16 protein-coding genes and 1 pseudogene are annotated in these 17,386 nt (G+C 50.9%); 2 read left to right on the plus strand and 15 right to left on the minus strand.

All coding sequences use genetic code 11. From position 1 onward, the window contains the following. Positions 1–42 precede the first annotated feature (42 nt). The 3 genes from G8S19_RS10215 to fabI all read right to left on the minus strand — a co-directional run bounded on the left by G8S19_RS10215 (position 43) and on the right by fabI (position 4,226). On the minus strand, positions 43–1,977 hold the full coding sequence (locus tag G8S19_RS10215; RefSeq protein WP_119922088.1) for an exoribonuclease II: 1,935 nt from the start codon (positions 1,975–1,977) through the stop codon (positions 43–45). A gap of 89 nt (positions 1,978–2,066) precedes the next feature. Then, positions 2,067–3,221 carry a carboxymuconolactone decarboxylase family protein gene (locus tag G8S19_RS10220; RefSeq protein WP_124021164.1) on the minus strand — a complete coding sequence of 385 codons (1,155 nt, stop codon included), beginning with the start codon at positions 3,219–3,221 and terminating at the stop codon, positions 2,067–2,069. Positions 3,222–3,437: 216 nt separating this feature from the next. Beyond that, complete coding sequence (gene fabI, locus G8S19_RS10225) at positions 3,438–4,226, minus strand: enoyl-ACP reductase FabI (protein WP_005126472.1); 789 nt, start codon at positions 4,224–4,226, stop codon at positions 3,438–3,440. 511 nt (positions 4,227–4,737) lie between these two features. Between fabI and G8S19_RS10230 the strand changes: the two genes are divergently transcribed. Further along, on the plus strand, positions 4,738–5,427 hold the full coding sequence (locus tag G8S19_RS10230; protein WP_048212578.1) for an EAL domain-containing protein: 690 nt from the start codon (positions 4,738–4,740) through the stop codon (positions 5,425–5,427). A 44-nt stretch (positions 5,428–5,471) separates the two neighbouring features. Here the strand turns inward: G8S19_RS10230 and sapF are convergent, their stop codons facing one another. Genes sapF through sapA form a run of 5 tightly spaced genes read right to left on the minus strand, consistent with a single transcriptional unit; the run spans position 5,472 to position 10,754 of the window. Beyond that, positions 5,472–6,278, minus strand: coding sequence for a peptide ABC transporter ATP-binding protein SapF (gene sapF, locus G8S19_RS10235; protein WP_048211509.1), 807 nt, complete (start codon positions 6,276–6,278; stop codon positions 5,472–5,474). 1 nt (position 6,279) lies between these two features. Then, positions 6,280–7,272, minus strand: coding sequence for a peptide ABC transporter ATP-binding protein SapD (gene sapD, locus G8S19_RS10240; RefSeq protein ID WP_003020556.1), 993 nt, complete (start codon positions 7,270–7,272; stop codon positions 6,280–6,282). Continuing rightward, on the minus strand, positions 7,272–8,162 hold the full coding sequence (gene sapC, locus G8S19_RS10245) for a peptide ABC transporter permease SapC (protein WP_005126480.1): 891 nt from the start codon (positions 8,160–8,162) through the stop codon (positions 7,272–7,274). The genes sapD and sapC overlap by 1 nt, the downstream gene beginning before the upstream one ends. Next, positions 8,149–9,114, minus strand: coding sequence for a peptide ABC transporter permease SapB (gene sapB, locus G8S19_RS10250; RefSeq protein WP_005126482.1), 966 nt, complete (start codon positions 9,112–9,114; stop codon positions 8,149–8,151). The genes sapC and sapB overlap by 14 nt, the downstream gene beginning before the upstream one ends. After that, on the minus strand, positions 9,111–10,754 hold the full coding sequence (gene sapA, locus G8S19_RS10255; RefSeq protein WP_101742276.1) for an ABC transporter substrate-binding protein SapA: 1,644 nt from the start codon (positions 10,752–10,754) through the stop codon (positions 9,111–9,113). The genes sapB and sapA overlap by 4 nt, the downstream gene beginning before the upstream one ends. Before the next feature lie 545 nt (positions 10,755–11,299). Between sapA and G8S19_RS10260 the strand changes: the two genes are divergently transcribed. Then, entirely contained in the window at positions 11,300–11,752 is a 453-nt protein-coding gene (locus G8S19_RS10260) for an SgcJ/EcaC family oxidoreductase (protein ID WP_116360036.1), read from the plus strand. Between the two features lie 74 nt (positions 11,753–11,826). Here the strand turns inward: G8S19_RS10260 and G8S19_RS10265 are convergent. From G8S19_RS10265 to pspF, 7 genes and pseudogenes are all read right to left on the minus strand, one after another. Beyond that, positions 11,827–11,967, minus strand: a pseudogene (locus G8S19_RS10265) (pentapeptide repeat-containing protein); the annotation flags it as partial. A 5-nt stretch (positions 11,968–11,972) separates the two neighbouring features. Continuing rightward, a complete protein-coding gene (locus G8S19_RS10270; protein ID WP_101742275.1) occupies positions 11,973–12,614 on the minus strand; it encodes a transcriptional regulator in 642 nt (213 codons plus the stop codon). Positions 12,615–12,740: 126 nt separating this feature from the next. Next, entirely contained in the window at positions 12,741–13,709 is a 969-nt protein-coding gene (locus tag G8S19_RS10275) for a threo-3-hydroxy-L-aspartate ammonia-lyase (RefSeq protein WP_101742274.1), read from the minus strand. 26 nt (positions 13,710–13,735) lie between these two features. Further along, complete coding sequence (locus G8S19_RS10280) at positions 13,736–14,131, minus strand: RidA family protein (RefSeq protein ID WP_199954026.1); 396 nt, start codon at positions 14,129–14,131, stop codon at positions 13,736–13,738. Between the two features lie 374 nt (positions 14,132–14,505). Continuing rightward, on the minus strand, positions 14,506–15,078 hold the full coding sequence (locus G8S19_RS10285; protein WP_061067996.1) for a TetR/AcrR family transcriptional regulator: 573 nt from the start codon (positions 15,076–15,078) through the stop codon (positions 14,506–14,508). Positions 15,079–15,163: 85 nt separating this feature from the next. Next, complete coding sequence (locus tag G8S19_RS10290; protein WP_101742273.1) at positions 15,164–16,027, minus strand: arginase family protein; 864 nt, start codon at positions 16,025–16,027, stop codon at positions 15,164–15,166. Positions 16,028–16,241: 214 nt separating this feature from the next. Then, a complete protein-coding gene (pspF, locus tag G8S19_RS10295; protein ID WP_163190173.1) occupies positions 16,242–17,231 on the minus strand; it encodes a phage shock protein operon transcriptional activator in 990 nt (329 codons plus the stop codon). Between the last annotated feature and the right edge of the window lie 155 nt (positions 17,232–17,386).

The raw sequence follows: 17,386 nt of genomic DNA on the forward strand, positions 1-17,386 counted from the left end.
ACGACCTTTCACAAAAGAGAAAGGTCGTTGAGTTAATGCGTATTATACGGCAGGGCGCGCGATGACGCTGCGGGTTTCCATCCGCACTTCGGCGATGGTGACATCAATGACATCAGTAACTTTGTAAACCACCTCACCTTTGATCTGGACCGTACCACTTTCCTGGCTACACACCAGTTCATCACGAACCGCGTGCAGGAAGGGGGCCGGAATAAAGGCTACCGCGCCGTTATCAATTAAACGTACACGCATACCACCACGGCTGACATCAATAATCTCGGCCGCAAAGCGGGTGTCGGTGCCGGCTTTGTCATTCAGAAAACGTGCATACAGCCAGTCACCCACATCACGCTCGGCCATGCGGTTCAGGCGGCGACGTTCAGCCATCTGCAAAGTCGTATCATCCTGCGGGCGGGAAATTGTCTCACCTTTGATGATGGCCTTAAGCAAGCGATGGTTGATCATGTCGCCATATTTACGGATAGGCGAGGTCCAGGTGGCATAAGCTTCCAGGCCCAGACCAAAATGCGGACCCGGCTCGGTGCTAATCTCAGCGTAAGACTGGAATCGGCGGATGCGGCTGTCGAGGAAACCGGAAGGCTGCGCATCCAGTTCACGACGCAGTTTACAGAAGCCTTCCAGCGTCAGGACCTCTTCAGCATCAACGTGCATACCATGGGTTTTCAGTAGGGCAGCCAGTGCTTCTGCGTTAGCCGGATCGAATCCCATATGCACGTTATAAATACCAAAGCCCAGCTTGTCGCGCAGTACGCGGGCAGCACAAATGTTCGCCGCAATCATGGACTCTTCCACAATGCGGTTCGCGATGCGGCGCGGTTCCGCCACGATATCCAGTACTTCGCCTTTTTCACCGAGAACAAAACGGTAATCCGGGCGGTCTTTGAATACCAGAGCGTGATTATGGCGCCATTCGCCACGGCTGAGACAGATACGGTGCAGCAGATGGATCTGCTGTGCAATTGCGTCATTCTCCGGCTGCCAGTCACCCGTGCCTTCAAGCCAGTCAGAGACATTGTCGTAGGCCAGCTTCGCTTTCGATTCAATCGTTGCTGCGAAGAAGGTGATATTGTCTTCGATCGTGCCGTCAGCAGTGATGCTCATGCGGCAGGCCAGAACCGGGCGAATTTCGTTAGCACGCAGAGAACACAGATCGTCCGAAAGCTCGCGCGGCAACATTGGGATGTTGAACCCCGGCAGGTAGTTGGTAAATGCACGAATTTTTGCAATGTTATCCAGCTTACTGCCTTCAGCAATCCAGGCGGTAGGATCGGCAATCGCGACGGTTAACTGCAATTTACCGTCCGTTTGTTCTTCGGCGTAAAGCGCGTCATCCATGTCCTGCGTACTGGCGCTGTCGATGGTGACGAAGTTCAGTGCGGTTAAGTCCTCGCGCACCAGACCCTCATCCAGCATCTCAGTGGCGATGCCATCGGGTGCTTCTTTTTCCAGATTATGGCGAGCCAGTGTGACCCACCACGGAACGAAGTGATCGTCAGCGAAGGTAATAAATTGGGTTAACTCGGCGTAGAAGGTGCGGTCGCCTTTTAACGGGTGGCGACGCATTTCTGCAACAGCCCAGTCACCTTCTTTAAATTCATGTTCAACGCCACGCGCGGCGCGGCAGGGAATCGCATCTTTCAGGAGCGGATGATCCGGCACAATGGACAGGCGGTCATTCTTACCCTGAACTTTGCCCACGAAGCGCGTCAGGAACGGCTCGATCAGTTCTTCCGGTTCGGCAGATTCGCGATCTTTTTCCGTATGGATAACCGCCACAATGCGGTCGCCATGCATCACTTTTTTCATCTGCGGCGGTGGAATGAAATAGCTTTTTTGTGCATCGACTTCCAGGAAGCCAAAGCCTTTTTCCGTGGCTTTTACCACCCCTTCAGCACGTGGCGTCTGGGAATGTAGTTGCTGTTTAAGCTGCGCTAGCAGCGGGTTGTCCTGAAGCATAATTGTCTATTTTCGTGGCTGAAAGAGCGGCTGACAGTTTTACGCGAATCTGCCAGTCGCAGCAAGCGCTCTTTCAGCAAGTGGATCGGTTAATACGTCTCGCCCAACGCGATCTTCAAACGATTTAACCATCCGCACAATCCGCTCCAGGCCAGTACGTTAATTGCCTGTTCTGAAGATATACCCTGGTCGAGTAACGGAGTAAGCAGTGCGGTGCTAAAGCGATCGGGCGCCCGGGTTAGCCATTGTACCGCCTGCAGGGTGACGCGCTCAACCGGATGTCGTTGCTCCCAACGCTGTATTTGGCGCTCATCCTGGCGAAGTACGGTAATAATCTCAGTGAGCTCAGTGAGCTCAGTGGCTGAGAGGGCGTACTCATTGAAGCAGGACACGCTACCGTTAATCCGCGATGTGAACAGCGTGGTCAGAGAAAATGTCCGTGATTGCACATCGCTGTGTAATGTGCTGGTAAAAAGCGCTTCAAATAACGCCAGTTCTTCAGGTGAGTGTTGAAGTAATGGCCTCAGCGCTTGCAACACAATGGGAGTATGGCTGGCATGTGCTTCTGCGCCGGCAAGATGTTTTTCAATTGGCAGGTCGGCGGTGTGCCACTGTGCTTCTTCTGCACTAAAGGGGGATGCCTCGGCAAATTGCTGAATATCAAGGCCTGGAATGCGTCGCACAGGATGGCCAAACCAGGCCTGAAACAACGCAACGACGCGGGCCTGAAAGCCGACAAAGCCAACGATTTGATTCATCAGAACACTGTCGCTGGTCGTGAGGCCAACCGCCTCCAGATGCTGGCGATCGCGTGAGCCGATGACGTCCGGAGAGCTGGCTAGCTGGCGAGCATATTGGGTGATTTGCGCCAGTCGGTGGTTGCTTTCCCTGGATGAATTAGGGCCAGGAAGGGGGGTCAGACGTGCAGCATAATGATTACATAAACGCTGTACGCCACAAACCTGTGCGACGGTTAAAGCGGTACTCATACGTTCATAGGCGCTGAACGTGTGCATTGAATCCAGAGAAACATGCACTGGGAAGAGAAGTTGAGCAAGTTTACGGGCAGGTTCTAACCAGGACTGAAAGGGTAAAAGCGCAACGGCAGGTATTGTCAGATCCAGCAAAAATCGGTCCTCTACGTGTGCGGCTTCGGGCACCAACGGTAGAACATCTTGCGGATATGTACTGGACTGTGTCTCATGATACCAGTGGCTTTTGCCTTCAATTCGGCGTTGTTCCATGGGCGTTCCTTGGTCTAAAAAGTGGCGACCCGGATACGTCGTCATACCTGTACGCCGGATCGTTTGCGCTGCGATATCCTGACGTAAGCGAATGAGGTGATGAAAGATTGTTAAGTGATAATAAATATCAGAAAAGCATATATAGCCACGAGCGAAGGAGAAGGGAGAGGAAAATAATGGGCGACGGAGCGTCGCCCATAGAGGAAGTCTGAAAGATTATTTCAGTTCCAGTTCGTTCATTGCGGCGATGCTGAAGCCGCCGTCAACGTGAACGACTTCACCGGAGATACCGGCGGACAGGTCTGAGCACAGGAATGCCGCAGAGTTGCCCACATCTTCAATGGTAACGGTACGACGAATCGGCGTAACCGCTTCGCAATGTGCCAGCATTTTACGGAAATCTTTGATACCGGAAGCCGCCAGAGTACGGATTGGGCCGGCGGAGATTGCGTTCACACGCACGCCTTCAGGACCCATCGCGTTAGCCATATAACGAACGTTGGCTTCCAGAGAGGCTTTCGCCAGACCCATTACGTTGTAGTTCGGGATCGCGCGCTCTGCACCCAGGTAGGACAGCGTCAGCAGTGCAGAACCAGGGTTCAGCATTGAACGGCATGCTTTTGCCATTGCAACAAAGCTGTATGCGCTGATGTCATGAGCAATTTTAAAGCCTTCGCGGGTGACCGCATTCACGTAGTCGCCATCCAGCTGGTCAGCAGGTGCGAAACCGATGGAATGTACGAAACCGTCGAATTTCGGCCAGACTTTGCCCAGTTCAGCGAACATGGTGTCGATGCTGGCGTCTTCAGCCACATCACACTGCAGTACGATGTTGGAACCCAGCTGAGCGGCAAATTCTTCCACGCGGCCTTTCAGTTTGTCGTTCTGGTAGGTGAACGCCAGTTCAGCGCCTTCGCGGTGCATCGCCTGTGCGATACCATAGGCGATGGACAGTTTACTGGCAAGACCGGTCACCAGAATGCGCTTACCGGAAAGAAAACCCATAGCTTTAATCCTTATAGTCATTACTTATTTTTTTAGCAATCAATGAGTTATGATTGCAATTTCAAGGTCACTCGAAATTGGTGTGAAATTATATCCCACTCTTTGCCCCTTGTGTCACGATCTTTCTCTGCTATTCACCAGACGGTGAGCAGCAGTAATCGGCATTTCAGAGGGCAGGGAATCGTTGTCAGCACCTGGTGGCCTGTCACTATTCATTGCACGTGAGGAGTATATCACTCCCCCCTGGTTCTGCCTCATCCAACCAGAGAAGAGCAGGGGTATAAGGTGAAAATACAAGGCGTCAGAGGGTTAAAATGGTATGATCTGACCTCTAGTCGATGTTTTAACACATATCAATGTAAGAACATTCTTAAAACAAAAAATATGACCATATTCATTTAGTTATGATATATTGTTTTTATCGATCAATATCGATTCATTGATCGATATTATTGATTGATTGTGATTAAAAGTGCATTATCAGGACGTTATGATCAATTGGAGTGGTCTTATGCACTATCATTTCATCGCGGAACCGATGAGAGACACAACAGATAAGTTGCTGGGTGTTGAGATGCTCGCCCGCTTCACCTCTGAGACGGTTCATCCGTTACACGCAGATTCCATCATTTCGGCATGGAGTAGCGAACAAAAACGTAATTTCATGCTTGAGCAAATTCGGTTAATTGCAGAAAAGCGTAATTGGTTCGAGAACAATAATCTGCTCTGTACGCTAAGCCTTATTGATGAAATGGCGCTATTAGCAATTGGTGATCCCGTCATTAAGTCGGCCTTGCATTCCATGCCCTTTATTGCGCTGGAACTCTCAGAACGCTTTCTGTCGAATACAGTTTGCCTGAACAACCTGCTGATTAATTCGCTGAGTGATGGCCCAAATGCCTTGTGGTTGGGCGATCTCGGATCTGGCAGTATTGGCGCGAGTCCGCTGGTGTGCGGCCGTTTTGACGTTGTGAAAATGGATCGCGACTTCTTCCTGTCACAGGTAGAAAAAACAATTTTCCCGGTGTTGATTAAAAATATCAGGGGATATTGCGAGCGCGTTGTGGTTGAGGGGATAGATACGACCCATCTTATCGAGGAAGTCTGCACCGCCGGCGTTTGGGCGATGCAGGGTGAAATTTTCCCGTCAGTCACGTTCTCTGAGGTTGACGCGCTACTCTTGCCCCGGTTTTGTCACTGATGACAGAACGGATAGCCCTCCCGTCCTGGTGGGCTATTATCTGATTAACGGTCTTTCCGCCAGGCATCGGCGGTAAGCGCCTCGCCAAAATGCCCTGCAATAAGACGACGAGTCAGCTCATGTAGCGGAGAGGCCAGCACGTCTGCCGTACTGCCGCGCTCGACAACTTCGCCCTGATGCATGACTAACACCTGGTCGCTGATGTGTTTCATCATCCCAATATGTTGGGTCACATAGATATACGAAATCCCTTGTTTTTCCTGTAATTCCAGCATCAGGTTGATGAGCTGTGATCGCATCGACATATCCAGAGAAGCCAGCGCTTCGTCGGCGATAATAACTTTTGGCCGCAAAATCAGCGCACGGGCAAGGCCCAGACGCTGTTTTTGCCCTGGGGCCAGCATATGCGGATAGTAGCTAACATGATCGGGTAGCAGACCTACCATACGCATAGTTTCCACAATCTGTTTGCGGCGCTGTTCAGGCTCCAGATCGGTATTCAGGCGTAACGGAAAATCGAGGATCTGTGAGATACGCTGCCGTGGGTTTAGCGACGTTGACGGATCCTGGAAAATCATGCGAATACGCTGACTACGAAATGAATAATCGCCATATTTTAGCGGATGATCGTCAATCAGCAGCTCGCCGCTGGTCGGCTCAACCATCCCAGCCAGCATTTTCGCCAGCGTGGACTTGCCTGAGCCGTTCTCGCCAATAATAGCGAGCGTTTGACGTTCACGCAGCGTAAAGCTCAGCGGTTTAACGGCTTCGACGGTCTGGCGGCGAAATAATCCCGTCCGGTAGCGGAAGGTTTTGCTCAGATTACGCACTTCGAGCAGGGTTTCTACCATCTCACTCTCTCTCCATATTCAGCGGGAAATGACAGGCGTAGAGATGATTCTTTGCTCCGGTCAGTCTTGGGGTTTCAATGCATTCGCGCTGCGCATAAGGGCAACGCGGCCCCAGACGACAGCCGATGGGCAACTGTTCTAACAACGGAATTGCTCCTGGCATGGTATTCAGGCGGCTTTTATGCGGCATTGCGCTACCAAAATCAGGAATGGCGCGAATCAGCGCTTGCGTATAAGGGTGATGAGGTATCGTCACCAAATCTTTACTGGGCGCGGTTTCCACCGTTTGTCCGCAGTACATTACGTTGATTTTGTCTGCCCATTGGCTGAGCATTTGCAGGTCATGGCTGATCAACAAAATGGTGGTATTGCTGTTTTGATTCAGTCGAGTCAGCAGACGAAAAATTTGCGCCTGGGTTGTGGGTTCCATCGCATTGGTGGGTTCATCTGCAATCAGCAGGCGAGGTTGGTTTGCCAGTGCGATGGCGATCATGACCTTCTGGCACTCACCGTCGGTCAGCTCATAAGGGAAACTGCGCATGGCATCTTTATGATCTTTTATCCCGACGCGGTGCAGCAGTTCAATCGCGCGGCGTTTGCGCCAGCCGATACGTTGCCACCAGCGCCCCTTGTAAGTCCAGGCGGGAATGTTTTGCATCAGTTGGCGTCCAATACGTTCAGACGGATCCAGACAAGACTGCGGCTCCTGAAAGATCATGGACACGTTATGACCGACCAGCTTACGTCGCTCGCGGGCGGAAAGGCGCAACAGGTCGATATCATCAAAACGCATGCGGTCCGCGGTAACGCGCCAGTTATCTTTGGCGACGCCGCAGATGGCCTTAGCGATCAAACTTTTACCTGAACCCGATTCACCGACCAGTCCACGGATCTCACCTTCGTTTAGCGTCATGCTGACGCGGTCCACTGCTTTCACCCAGTCGTCACCGGTCCTGAACTCGATAGTCAGGTTGCGGATATCCAGTAATGGCATTATTCCACCCCCGCAATAATTGCGCGGCGTACGCCGTCACCTAACAGATTTACCAGCAGCACACTTATCATAATTGCCGCTCCGGGCAGCATGACGGTCCACGGCGCAACATAGATCAACTCCAGCGCATCGCCGAGCATGGCGCCCCATTCTGGGGAGGGCAGTTGTGCGCCGAGATCAAGGAAGCCCAGGGCAGCGATATCCAGAATCGCCATTGACAGTGCTCGGGTGATTTCAGTGATAAGACCGGCAGTGATATTCGGCAGAATTGCAAACCACAGGATATTGAGCGTGCTCGCGCCATCCAGACGAGCAGCAATGACATACTCTTTTTCCAGCTCGTCATGCACCATGCTGTAGACGGAGCGCACCATACGCGGCAGTAAAGCCAGCCAGACGGCGAACATCGCATGCGTCAGATGTGGCCCGGCAAAAGCCACCACAATAATGGCCAGCAGTAGCGATGGAATTGACAGCAGGGTATCCAGAATGTGGTTCAGCACCGCTGAGCGTAGTCCGTGCGTTGCCCCGGCAACCACGCCCAGCAACAGACCGCAGAGTGTGGCGGCGAGGGTAACGACAAACGCACCGCCAACGGTCGGGGCCGCGCCGCTGAGCAGACGGCTTAATACGTCGCGGCCCAGATCGTCAGTTCCGAGGAAGAATGACACTTCGCCATAGCGTGACCAGGACGGTGGCAACAGTTGGTAGCCAAGAAATTGCTGATCGATGCCGTAAGGGGCAAACCAGCCACCAAACACACACAGAATGACCAGTCCCGCACAACCGTACAGACCCACCATCGCAGAAGCATCGCCATAAAAATTACGCCATGCGGTGCGTAGCGTTCCGGGTGGGCGCTTCTCGCTATATACGCTATCGTAAGGCATACCATTCCTTATGTTTCAGAGGGTTAGCCATAGCACCCAAAATATCAGAGATGACGTTAACGATAATAACCAGGGAGCCAATCACCATCACACCCGCCGAAATAGCGGCGTAGTCTTGCTGGCGAATCGCGTTAATCAACCAACGTCCCAGCCCTGGCCAGCTAAAGACCATCTCGGTGATCATCGCCAGCGTCAGCATGGTGGAAAACTGTAATCCAAGACGAGGAATGACCGGCGGAAGTGCGTTGTGCAATACGTGGCGACGCAGAATGGTGAAGCGTGACAAACCGCGCGTGGCTGCCGCTTTGACATAGTTCTGATCGAAGACCTCAATGGTGCTGATACGCATCAGGCGAATGACCTCCGTGGTGGGTGCGACGGAAAGCGTCAATACCGGAAGCACCATATGACGGATTGCGCTAACCAACATTTCGTCGCGCCAGGGGGAGTCAGAGATCCACGCATCAATAATGGCGAAACCGGTCACCGGTTTTACTTCGTAAAGTAGATCGAAACGTCCCGAAACGGGTAACCAGCCGAGAGTCAGTGAGAAGAGGAGCGTCAGCAGCAGCGCCAGCCAAAAAACGGGAATGGAAAACCCCATCAGAGCCAATGCGCTGATGCAGCGATCCTGCCATTTATTACGTGTGATGCCGGCCAGCATGCCGATGGGGATCCCGACCATCAGCGCAAACCCAAAGGCAAGAATACACAGCTCCATCGTGGCTGGGAAAACCTCTTTCAGCTGTTCTGAGATTAACTGACCGTTAATACTGGAAACGCCAAAATCCCAGTGGATCAGACCGTTGAACCAGAATATCCAGGCGTTCCACAGCGATGCGCCTTGTAACGGCGCATGGGGGGTGAAGTAGCTCAGGCTGAACCCAATGAATGTCAGGAAGAACAGGGTGACCAGCAGCAATAAGAAGCGGCGCAGGGTGAAGATAATCATGGTTTTTTCACCTCATCAGTCTTTTCCCTGGAAACCCCGGCAAAGGACGCATTCCCGAACGGACTTAGCACCAGACCTTTGATGTCATAGCGGTAAGCCTGTAGACGCAATGATGAGGCCAACGGCAGGATCGGCAACTCTTGCGCCAGGATATTTTGTGCTTCGTCATAGGCGTCAATACGCGAGGAGAGCTGCTGCGAAGACAGCGCTTTGCGTAAAATGCTGTCGAACTGCGGATTGCACCAGTGTGCGAAGTTAGTCTGTGAGTTGATGGCGGCGCAACTGAGCAACGGTCGGAAAAAACTGTCAGGATCGTTACTGTCCGTCGCCCAACCTGACAACGTCAGATCATGGTTCATATCCATTAATCGCGCCTCCTGAAAACGACCTTCAACCGGGATGATCTTCACTTTCACACCCACCTGCGCCATATCTGCCTGGATCAGTTCCGCTGTTTTCAGCGGACTCGGATTCCAGGCCTGAGAGCTGGTCGGGACCCACAGTTGCAACGTCAGGTTCTCAAGTCCCAGTGCTTTTAGCTGCTCACGGGATTTAGCCGGGTTGTATTCAGTAATCTTAGCTTCGTTGTCATAAGCCCACGAGGCGCGGGGCAAAATAGATGCTGCAGTTTCTGCCGTACCGTAGTAGATAGACTGCATCAGACGCTGGTTGTTAATGGCCAGTGCCAGCGCATGCCGCACTGCGGGGTTATCCAGCGGCGGTTTATTGGTGTTGAATGCCAGATAGGCAATGTTCATTCCAGGACGCAGCGTCAGGCGCAGGCGTGGGTCATCACGTAATATGGTGAGCTGACTGGCCGCGGGCCAGGCCAGAACGTCGCACTCCCCGGTCAGGAGCTTTGATAACCGTCCGGTGCCGCCTGAACCGAGATCCACAACGACCTGTGGCATCAGGGGCGTGCCGCGCCAGAATTTTTCGTGACGTTGTAGACGAATATATTGCCCCGCGCGGTTTTCTGAAAGCAGGAACGGTCCGGTACCGACGGGCTGCCTGTCGAGTAATTCCTGGCGATCCTGTTTGGCCAGTTGTGTGGCATATTCAGCCGACATTACAGAGGCATAGTGTGTCGCCAGATGCCACAGGAAGGAGGCATCTGGCTGAGTCAGACGAAATTCAACCGTGTTGTTATCCAGCTTGCGCACGCTTTGCACGTTATCAGCGAATTGCAGGCTATCGAAGTAGGGAAAGCTGCTGCCATTGACGTTGTGCCACGGATGGTGACGGTCAAATATGCGCTCGAAGGTAAATACCACATCATCTGCATTTAGCTTACGGGTAGGCTTAAACCAGGCCGTCTTTTGAAACGAAACGTCGCGGCGCAAGTGGAAACGGTAGGTTGCGCCGTTGTCCAGCACTTCCCAGCTCTCAGCCAGTTCTGGCACCAGTCGGTAGGTGTACGGATCCACATCAAGTAGCCGGTCATAGAGTTGGGCTGCCAGAGTGTCGACAATCAGGCCGCTGCTCGCTTTCTGTGGGTTGAATGTATTGACTTGCCCGCTGACGCAATAGACAAAGCCGCTGTCACGAATATCAGCGTGCGTGGTCTGCAGAGGCGCGGCAACAGCCTGACCACTCAGAAGTCCAGCCATTACGATCAGAGTTGATAAAACCAGGCGCATAATTTTAAGGGACTATGAATAAAGAAGCTATCTTACTAATATTTAATGACATTCGCCATTACCGTTTGAGTTTGGGGGCAACCATACAGTTAGTCGCAAATTCTACGTCGCGGCCTGGTCAATATTCATACCAGCGCTCCACTTTGAATATAACTCATAAACTATCTTAGCATTTTCATGCCTCATCTGACCCGTAATAAACGAAGCGCGAGTTTCATGAGGGTATAGCTATGCCAAATTTATGTGCTGGGGTGTCGCAAGTACCGAAACGTAAGGAAGGGATAGCGTTAAAGAGATTCGGGAAGGGGGACAGAAATCATATGCATGCTGAACTATAATCATTCAGGTAGTGGGTTATGTTAAATACAGAGCATCAATGCCAAAATATCTAATTATTTCATTGTATTAATTACTCATTTATTTAACGTCTTTATTTTCTACACCCGGCGTATGTTAATGGTTTCTATTGGTTATTACAGGTGATTTGACTATCCGGTTATCAATGACCTTCTTGTGGCCATCTAACCATTAATGGAATGATTACTATGAAGAAATTACTTGGTTTTGCTTGTTCACTGATCCTTTTATCGGGCCCCGTTTTTGCGACTCCGGCCCCAGAATGTGTGAAGGTGAACAAAGCGCAAATCGAAGCGCTATTCGACAAGTGGAATGAATCACTGAAAACGGGTAACGCGAAGACAGTATCTGAAAATTATCTTAGTGATGCAGTATTACTTCCCACGGTGTCAAATAAAGCCCGCTTAACAGATGCTGAGCGTGAGGATTATTTTGAACATTTTCTGGCAAAGAAACCGACCGGGAAAATTGACAGTCGTACCATTCGTCTTGGCTGTAATAAGGCGATTGATGCTGGTACCTATACCTTCACCTTCGCAGACAAATCGACTGTTTCGGCCCGTTATACGTTTACTTACGCATGGGATGGGAAGGCGTGGAAAATTTCCACCCACCACTCTTCAGCAATGCCTGAAGGGTAACAGAACAGATACGTAGGGGGCGGGGATTCACCGCTCCCAGGTGTATTGCGGGCTTGATTAACCAGGGCTAACCGCCCAGACCGTTCCATGATCAAAGAGGCCTGGTAACTATCTATCTTAACGCCTTGTAAATCGACGCCCCGAATATCTAAATCACCCAGTTCAGAATTGGTCAGATCGCAATGCGTGAAGTTCGCTGCTCGCCAGTCAAACGACCAACTTATTCGCCGATAGCGTTAGCCTGACGGGCGTACAGGTATGCGGTTGCTCTGGACACTCCCAGATGCTGCGCCACCGTATCCATGGATTTTCGTACGTTCAGTAAACCTTCCTTACGCAATTGTTGAATCAGTACCTTTCTGTCTTCTGTTTTCAGCGCTCGCGCCGTTGTTGCACGTTCAGCCGCAAAGTTATCAATACGCTGGCGAATCACTTCATTACTGCCAGGATCGAGGTGTTCGCTGACAGGTGAGCACTCGGTTTCAGTAAACCGTGCAAGCGCACTCTGCATCCCGCGAAATAGCGTCATATCAACATTCAGGCATAGCGCCGCGATGTATTTGCCTTGTTCGTCCTTGATGCCAATAGAGGTACTTTTTACCGGGCGACCATCAGCAAACTGATTGCTGTAGTTGGCAACGATGTTAGGAAAATCAGGTGATGCGATCCGCGCCAGTCCAAGCTCCGTTGCGGGCTGGCCAGCTTTGCGACCGGACAGATTATTATGTATGGATAAGATCGCATGCTCAGGGTTCTTGAGGTCATGAACCACAACCTCGCAAAACGGAGAGAAGGTATCGCTCAGTCCTTTGGCGATGGTTTCAATTTGATTGAGTAGCGAGTTATCGTCGGTTTTTGGCATGCCAGTCTCCTGCAGTGATGCCTGTTGCCATTATGGCGGCCAGTTTACAGCGTCCTGGGGCTTCTTTTCCAGACTGGAACAGGCGTATAGCGATAAGGTATCCGCACCGCAGATACCTTAATGAGATTACCCTGCAAGGAATTCACTGTAGCGGTTGATATCAACATTGCCACCACTGATGATAATGCCGATTCTCTTTCCCCGAAGGCCTGCTTTTCGCGCTCTCGCGGCGGCAAAACCAAGGCAGCCTGTTGGCTCCACGACCATTTTCATTCGTTCCGCGATAAATTTCATTGCGGCAATTAATTCATCATCTGAAACCGTCAGAATATCGTTAACATGTTTCTGGATCAGTGGAAAGGTATGCTGTCCTAGATGTTGGGTTTGCGCGCCATCTGCAATGGTTTTCGGCGTATCGATGTGCACAATTTTGCCACTGCGAAACGACTGTTGACCGTCGTTGCCTGCCTCAGGTTCCACACCATAGATAAGACAATCAGGGGACAAGTGTCGCGCGGCCAGTGCGGAACCAGATAGAAGACCGCCACCACCCAGACAAACAAAAAGGGCATCCAGAGCACCAACTTCTTCAATCAGTTCTTTCGTGGCAGTACCCTGGCCTGCAATAACGTGCGGGTGATCGTAAGGTGGGATCAGCGTTAGTCCCTGTTTTTCTGCCAGATCCCGGCCAATTTTTTCACGATCTTCAGTATAACGGTCGTACATCACGACATGTCCGCCATACCCTTTCGTGGCAGCAACCTTAGCGGCTGGCGCATCGTGCGGCATGATAATTGTCGCCGGAATACCCAGTAATTTTGCGGACAGGGCAATTGCCTGAGCATGGTTTCCGGATGAAAAAGCCACGACGCCGGCTGCTCTCTGTTCTGGTGTAAACTGGCGCAAAGCATTCATCGCGCCGCGAAACTTAAATGCCCCCATCCGCTGGAAGTTTTCGCATTTGAAGAAAACGTCAGCACCAAACTCTTCATTCACCGTTCGTGATGTCATAACCGGTGTCTTGTTCGCATAACCTGCGATACGCTCAGCGGCCGCGGCAACATCGTGGTAATCAGGTAGTGTCATTTCAGTCATTGTTGTTCACCTGTAACAGTTAATAGTCACACTTGTTGTGCTAACGCAATGGCTTCAATTTCTACGGCAAAGCCGTAATGAAGCTCTGCAACGCCAGCGACAGCACGGGCTGGACGGGAATCACCGATCCATTCGCCGTAGATCCGATTAAACGTCGGCCACTGATTAATGTCCGTGACATAGACGCGTACCGATACCAGGTGCTGACGGGAAACGCCGGCTCCTGCCAGACAAGCATCAACATTCTGTAGAGCCAGTCTGGTCTGTTCTTCAAAAGAAGCTTCCGCTTTTCTTTCGCCATTAGTCGTGACAGGTAGCTGTCCAGAAATGAAAACGAATCCTCCGGCAGTCACACTATGTGAGTAATGGCCTGCTGGCGGGAAGCTATCCGTCGTTGTGTTCTGGGTAATATTGGTGGGCATGGTTCAATCTCCAGCTTAAGTATTGATAATTCATTTAGTATAAAATAATACTGTTTGTATTATTTTATACACCATCGTCATCCTGGCATCCAGTCTCTTTTTTCAGCGACATGGCCCTGTGGACGACGTAAAACGATCGGCATACCCGCTGAAATGCTTGTATAACGTTAGGATTTATGGCTGTGAGGTCGGGCAGGAATGATGAGTGCGCAGAAATGATTTTTTGCTTTTACTCGTGGTAGGGAGTTCAGCTGCAATTCACCGACAATTGTATAAATTGATACTTTATGTATTGATTGTGTTGACGCCCGCAATGCCCACTTCTGGCGCGAAGTGGGCAGGGGCAAGATCAGAAAGCAGGCTCGGGAAGTATTTTATTTAAGCAACTTTGACATTAAATCAGGGAACGCTGGTACATCTGTTTCCAATGAGAACGCAGGGTTAATAGCCTTACGGGCAATCAGTCCGTCAATAAATGCAAACAGAATGATGGTTATCGCTTGTGGGTTAATATCCCGACGAAACTCTCCTGCGGCGATACCTTGCGCAATTATTCCCGCAATGCTTTGTCGCATGATGTTATCACTGGCGATAAACGCTTCCCTGAGTTCCGGATTGCGTGCCGATTCGGCCATGATCTCTATCCAAAGGTTGTGCGTGACAGGGTAACCGACATCGCTTATGCAAGAAACGACCTGCTTGCAAAGACGATCAAAAAACGATCCGCTACAGGGCTCATTATGGGCAGCCAGCGCAGTGTTTTGCTCTTCCAGAACGATTGCCCGAATAAGCTCATCCTTACTTTTGAAGTAAGTGTACATGGCTCCCTGGCTGATACCTGCACGCGTGGAAATTTCGCGCACGCTGGTTGCATTGAATCCTTTCTCAGCAAAACAGGCTGCGGCAGCGGTAATAAGCTTATGGTAGGTTTCAGTATTCTTTAGCATATCGACCTTTATCTTTGAATCTATGGCGAAACTTTACCGTGCTTTGAGGCCTGGAACCAGCGATGAGATTTATTGATATCTTGCGTTACTTCATGAGAGGTAATGCACTGAGCATGTTCTTCAGGTTCACCATATCCCACGGCAGATGTTCAGCAATGGTAAGCCCGACGGCCTCGGCGTTTGCAGTGGCAAGATTAACCAGTTTAAGCACCTCTTCAATAGTCAGCTTACCCTCGGCCACATCGCCAAAATCATGTTCCCCTCGGCCTGGTTTGGCGAACAAAACAGAACGGAAAAGTGACGGGTCCAGAACATCCAGATCAATATGAATCGCCAGATATTCAATGTGTTCGCGGGCAATCCATTCCATGACCTCGTTGGCACCGTTTTTGACATCATCAGGGCCAGCCGTCGCAATCCGGTGATGGGCCAGATAGTCGCTTTCGTATATCAGTGGATTGTGAATGCCGGCAATCATAATTTTTGACGGCGAAACCTTGTGTGTGACGTGGTCCACTAAATCTTTATCGCCCGTGCCAATCAGTGCGCCAAGTACATGGGCATGCGCATTTGGATACTGTTCAGCCGTCTGCACGTCGGGGTGAGAGTCGATCCAAAGCACGCCCAGCTTATCACCGTACTTATTCAGCAGATGCGCGAAGGGCACCAAAGAAACCAGGCAGTCACCGCCCAATACGACAATCGCGTCGGGATCGTGTTTTTCAATACGCGTCACCGCATCGTTCAACTGTTTAAGAATCTGTGGTTTACCAGTAATACCATCTATTACACTCAGCGGCTCGCTTTCAGGTAAAGCAACCGGAACATCCTCGACGGGGCCTTTCGCTTCAGGCGAGAGAAAGGACAACAGAAGTGATCCGAGATGATAGGGGGGATTGTTGCCTCCCTGCCACTGGGGGAAGGAAAGTCGAAGCGTTTTTTTAGCCATAATTTACCTGCTGTCAGTTTCTAAAGAGGATCCTCAAGGCGTATCCGTGTTGGTCGCCTTGTAATGATTATGTGAATGAACGCTCATTCATTATGGAGTCAGTATGAAACTTATGCAAGAATGATGATATGTGGGAACCGTTAAACGGTACTATTTCAATGTGCTTTGTGGAGGATTTTGCACATGAAGGCGCTTAACGGTCGGTAATGCATCGCTAAATCTGGTGTTTTTTAAGCAACGCGCGGAGCTGATGGTACGTCAGCCCAAGCAGTTCGGCGGCCTTTTTCTGGTTAAATTTTGCCTGTTGTAGGCTGGTTTGCAGAAACGTCTTTTCTTGCTGTTGCTGGAATGCGCGCAGATCCAGCGGTAACGTTGCCGCTGTAGAGGGGGTTTCCTGCTGCTGAACGTCTGTAGTGTGGCGCTTAAACGGATCTATCACTACCTCGTCCAGCGGATAATCGCTGGTACCATGTCGGTATACTGAGCGTTCAACAACGTTTTTCAATTCGCGGATATTGCCCGGCCAGCGATAGTGGAGAAGTGTTTCTCTGGCTTGTGTGCTAAAACCGGGAAACAGCGGTAATCCAATCTCGCGGCACATTTGAATCGCAAAATGTTCGGCCATCAACATGATGTCGCTTTTACGCTCCCGTAAAGGTGGAAGTTGCACGACATCAAAGGCCAGTCTATCCAACAGGTCTGCGCGGAAAGTACCTTCACTGACCATTCTCGGTAAGTCGGCATTGGTGGCACAGACCAGGCGCACGTTAACCTGCAGCGGCTGGCTACCGCCTACGCGCTCGAGCTCTCCATACTCAATAACGCGCAGCAATTTCTCCTGTACCAACATCGGTGCGGTTGCCAGTTCATCAAGAAAAAGTGTGCCACCGTCGGCGCGCTCGAAGCGGCCAGGATGGCGTTTTTGCGCTCCGGTAAAAGCGCCAGCTTCATGGCCGAAGAGTTCGGAATCGAGTAAATTTTCGTTCAGCGCCGCACAATTAAGAGAAATAAACGGTCCTTGCCAACGAGTGGAAAGGTAGTGCAGACGGTTGGCGATTAACTCTTTTCCTGTGCCACGCTCACCGATAACCAGCACGGGTTTTTCCAGGGGGGCCAGATGGGAGACTTGTTCCAGCACTTCAATGAAGCTGTTTGCTTCCCCCAGAAGAGTATCTTTGTATCCTGCCATGATGAAATTCACCATTTGTTAGTGTTATTCACCAATTTACCCTAATTATCTCGTCAGGTAAAATTAGATATTATCTTCAAAATCAATAATATAAAAAGTTGGCACGACAAGTGCATTATGGAAGCAGCAGGGCATTGCCCGATATCAGAACAGTAAGTGAGGATTACATT

It is taken from the genome of Citrobacter sp. SX206 (genome assembly GCF_024181025.1).
GTDB classification, from domain to species: Bacteria; Pseudomonadota; Gammaproteobacteria; order Enterobacterales; family Enterobacteriaceae; genus Citrobacter; species Citrobacter youngae.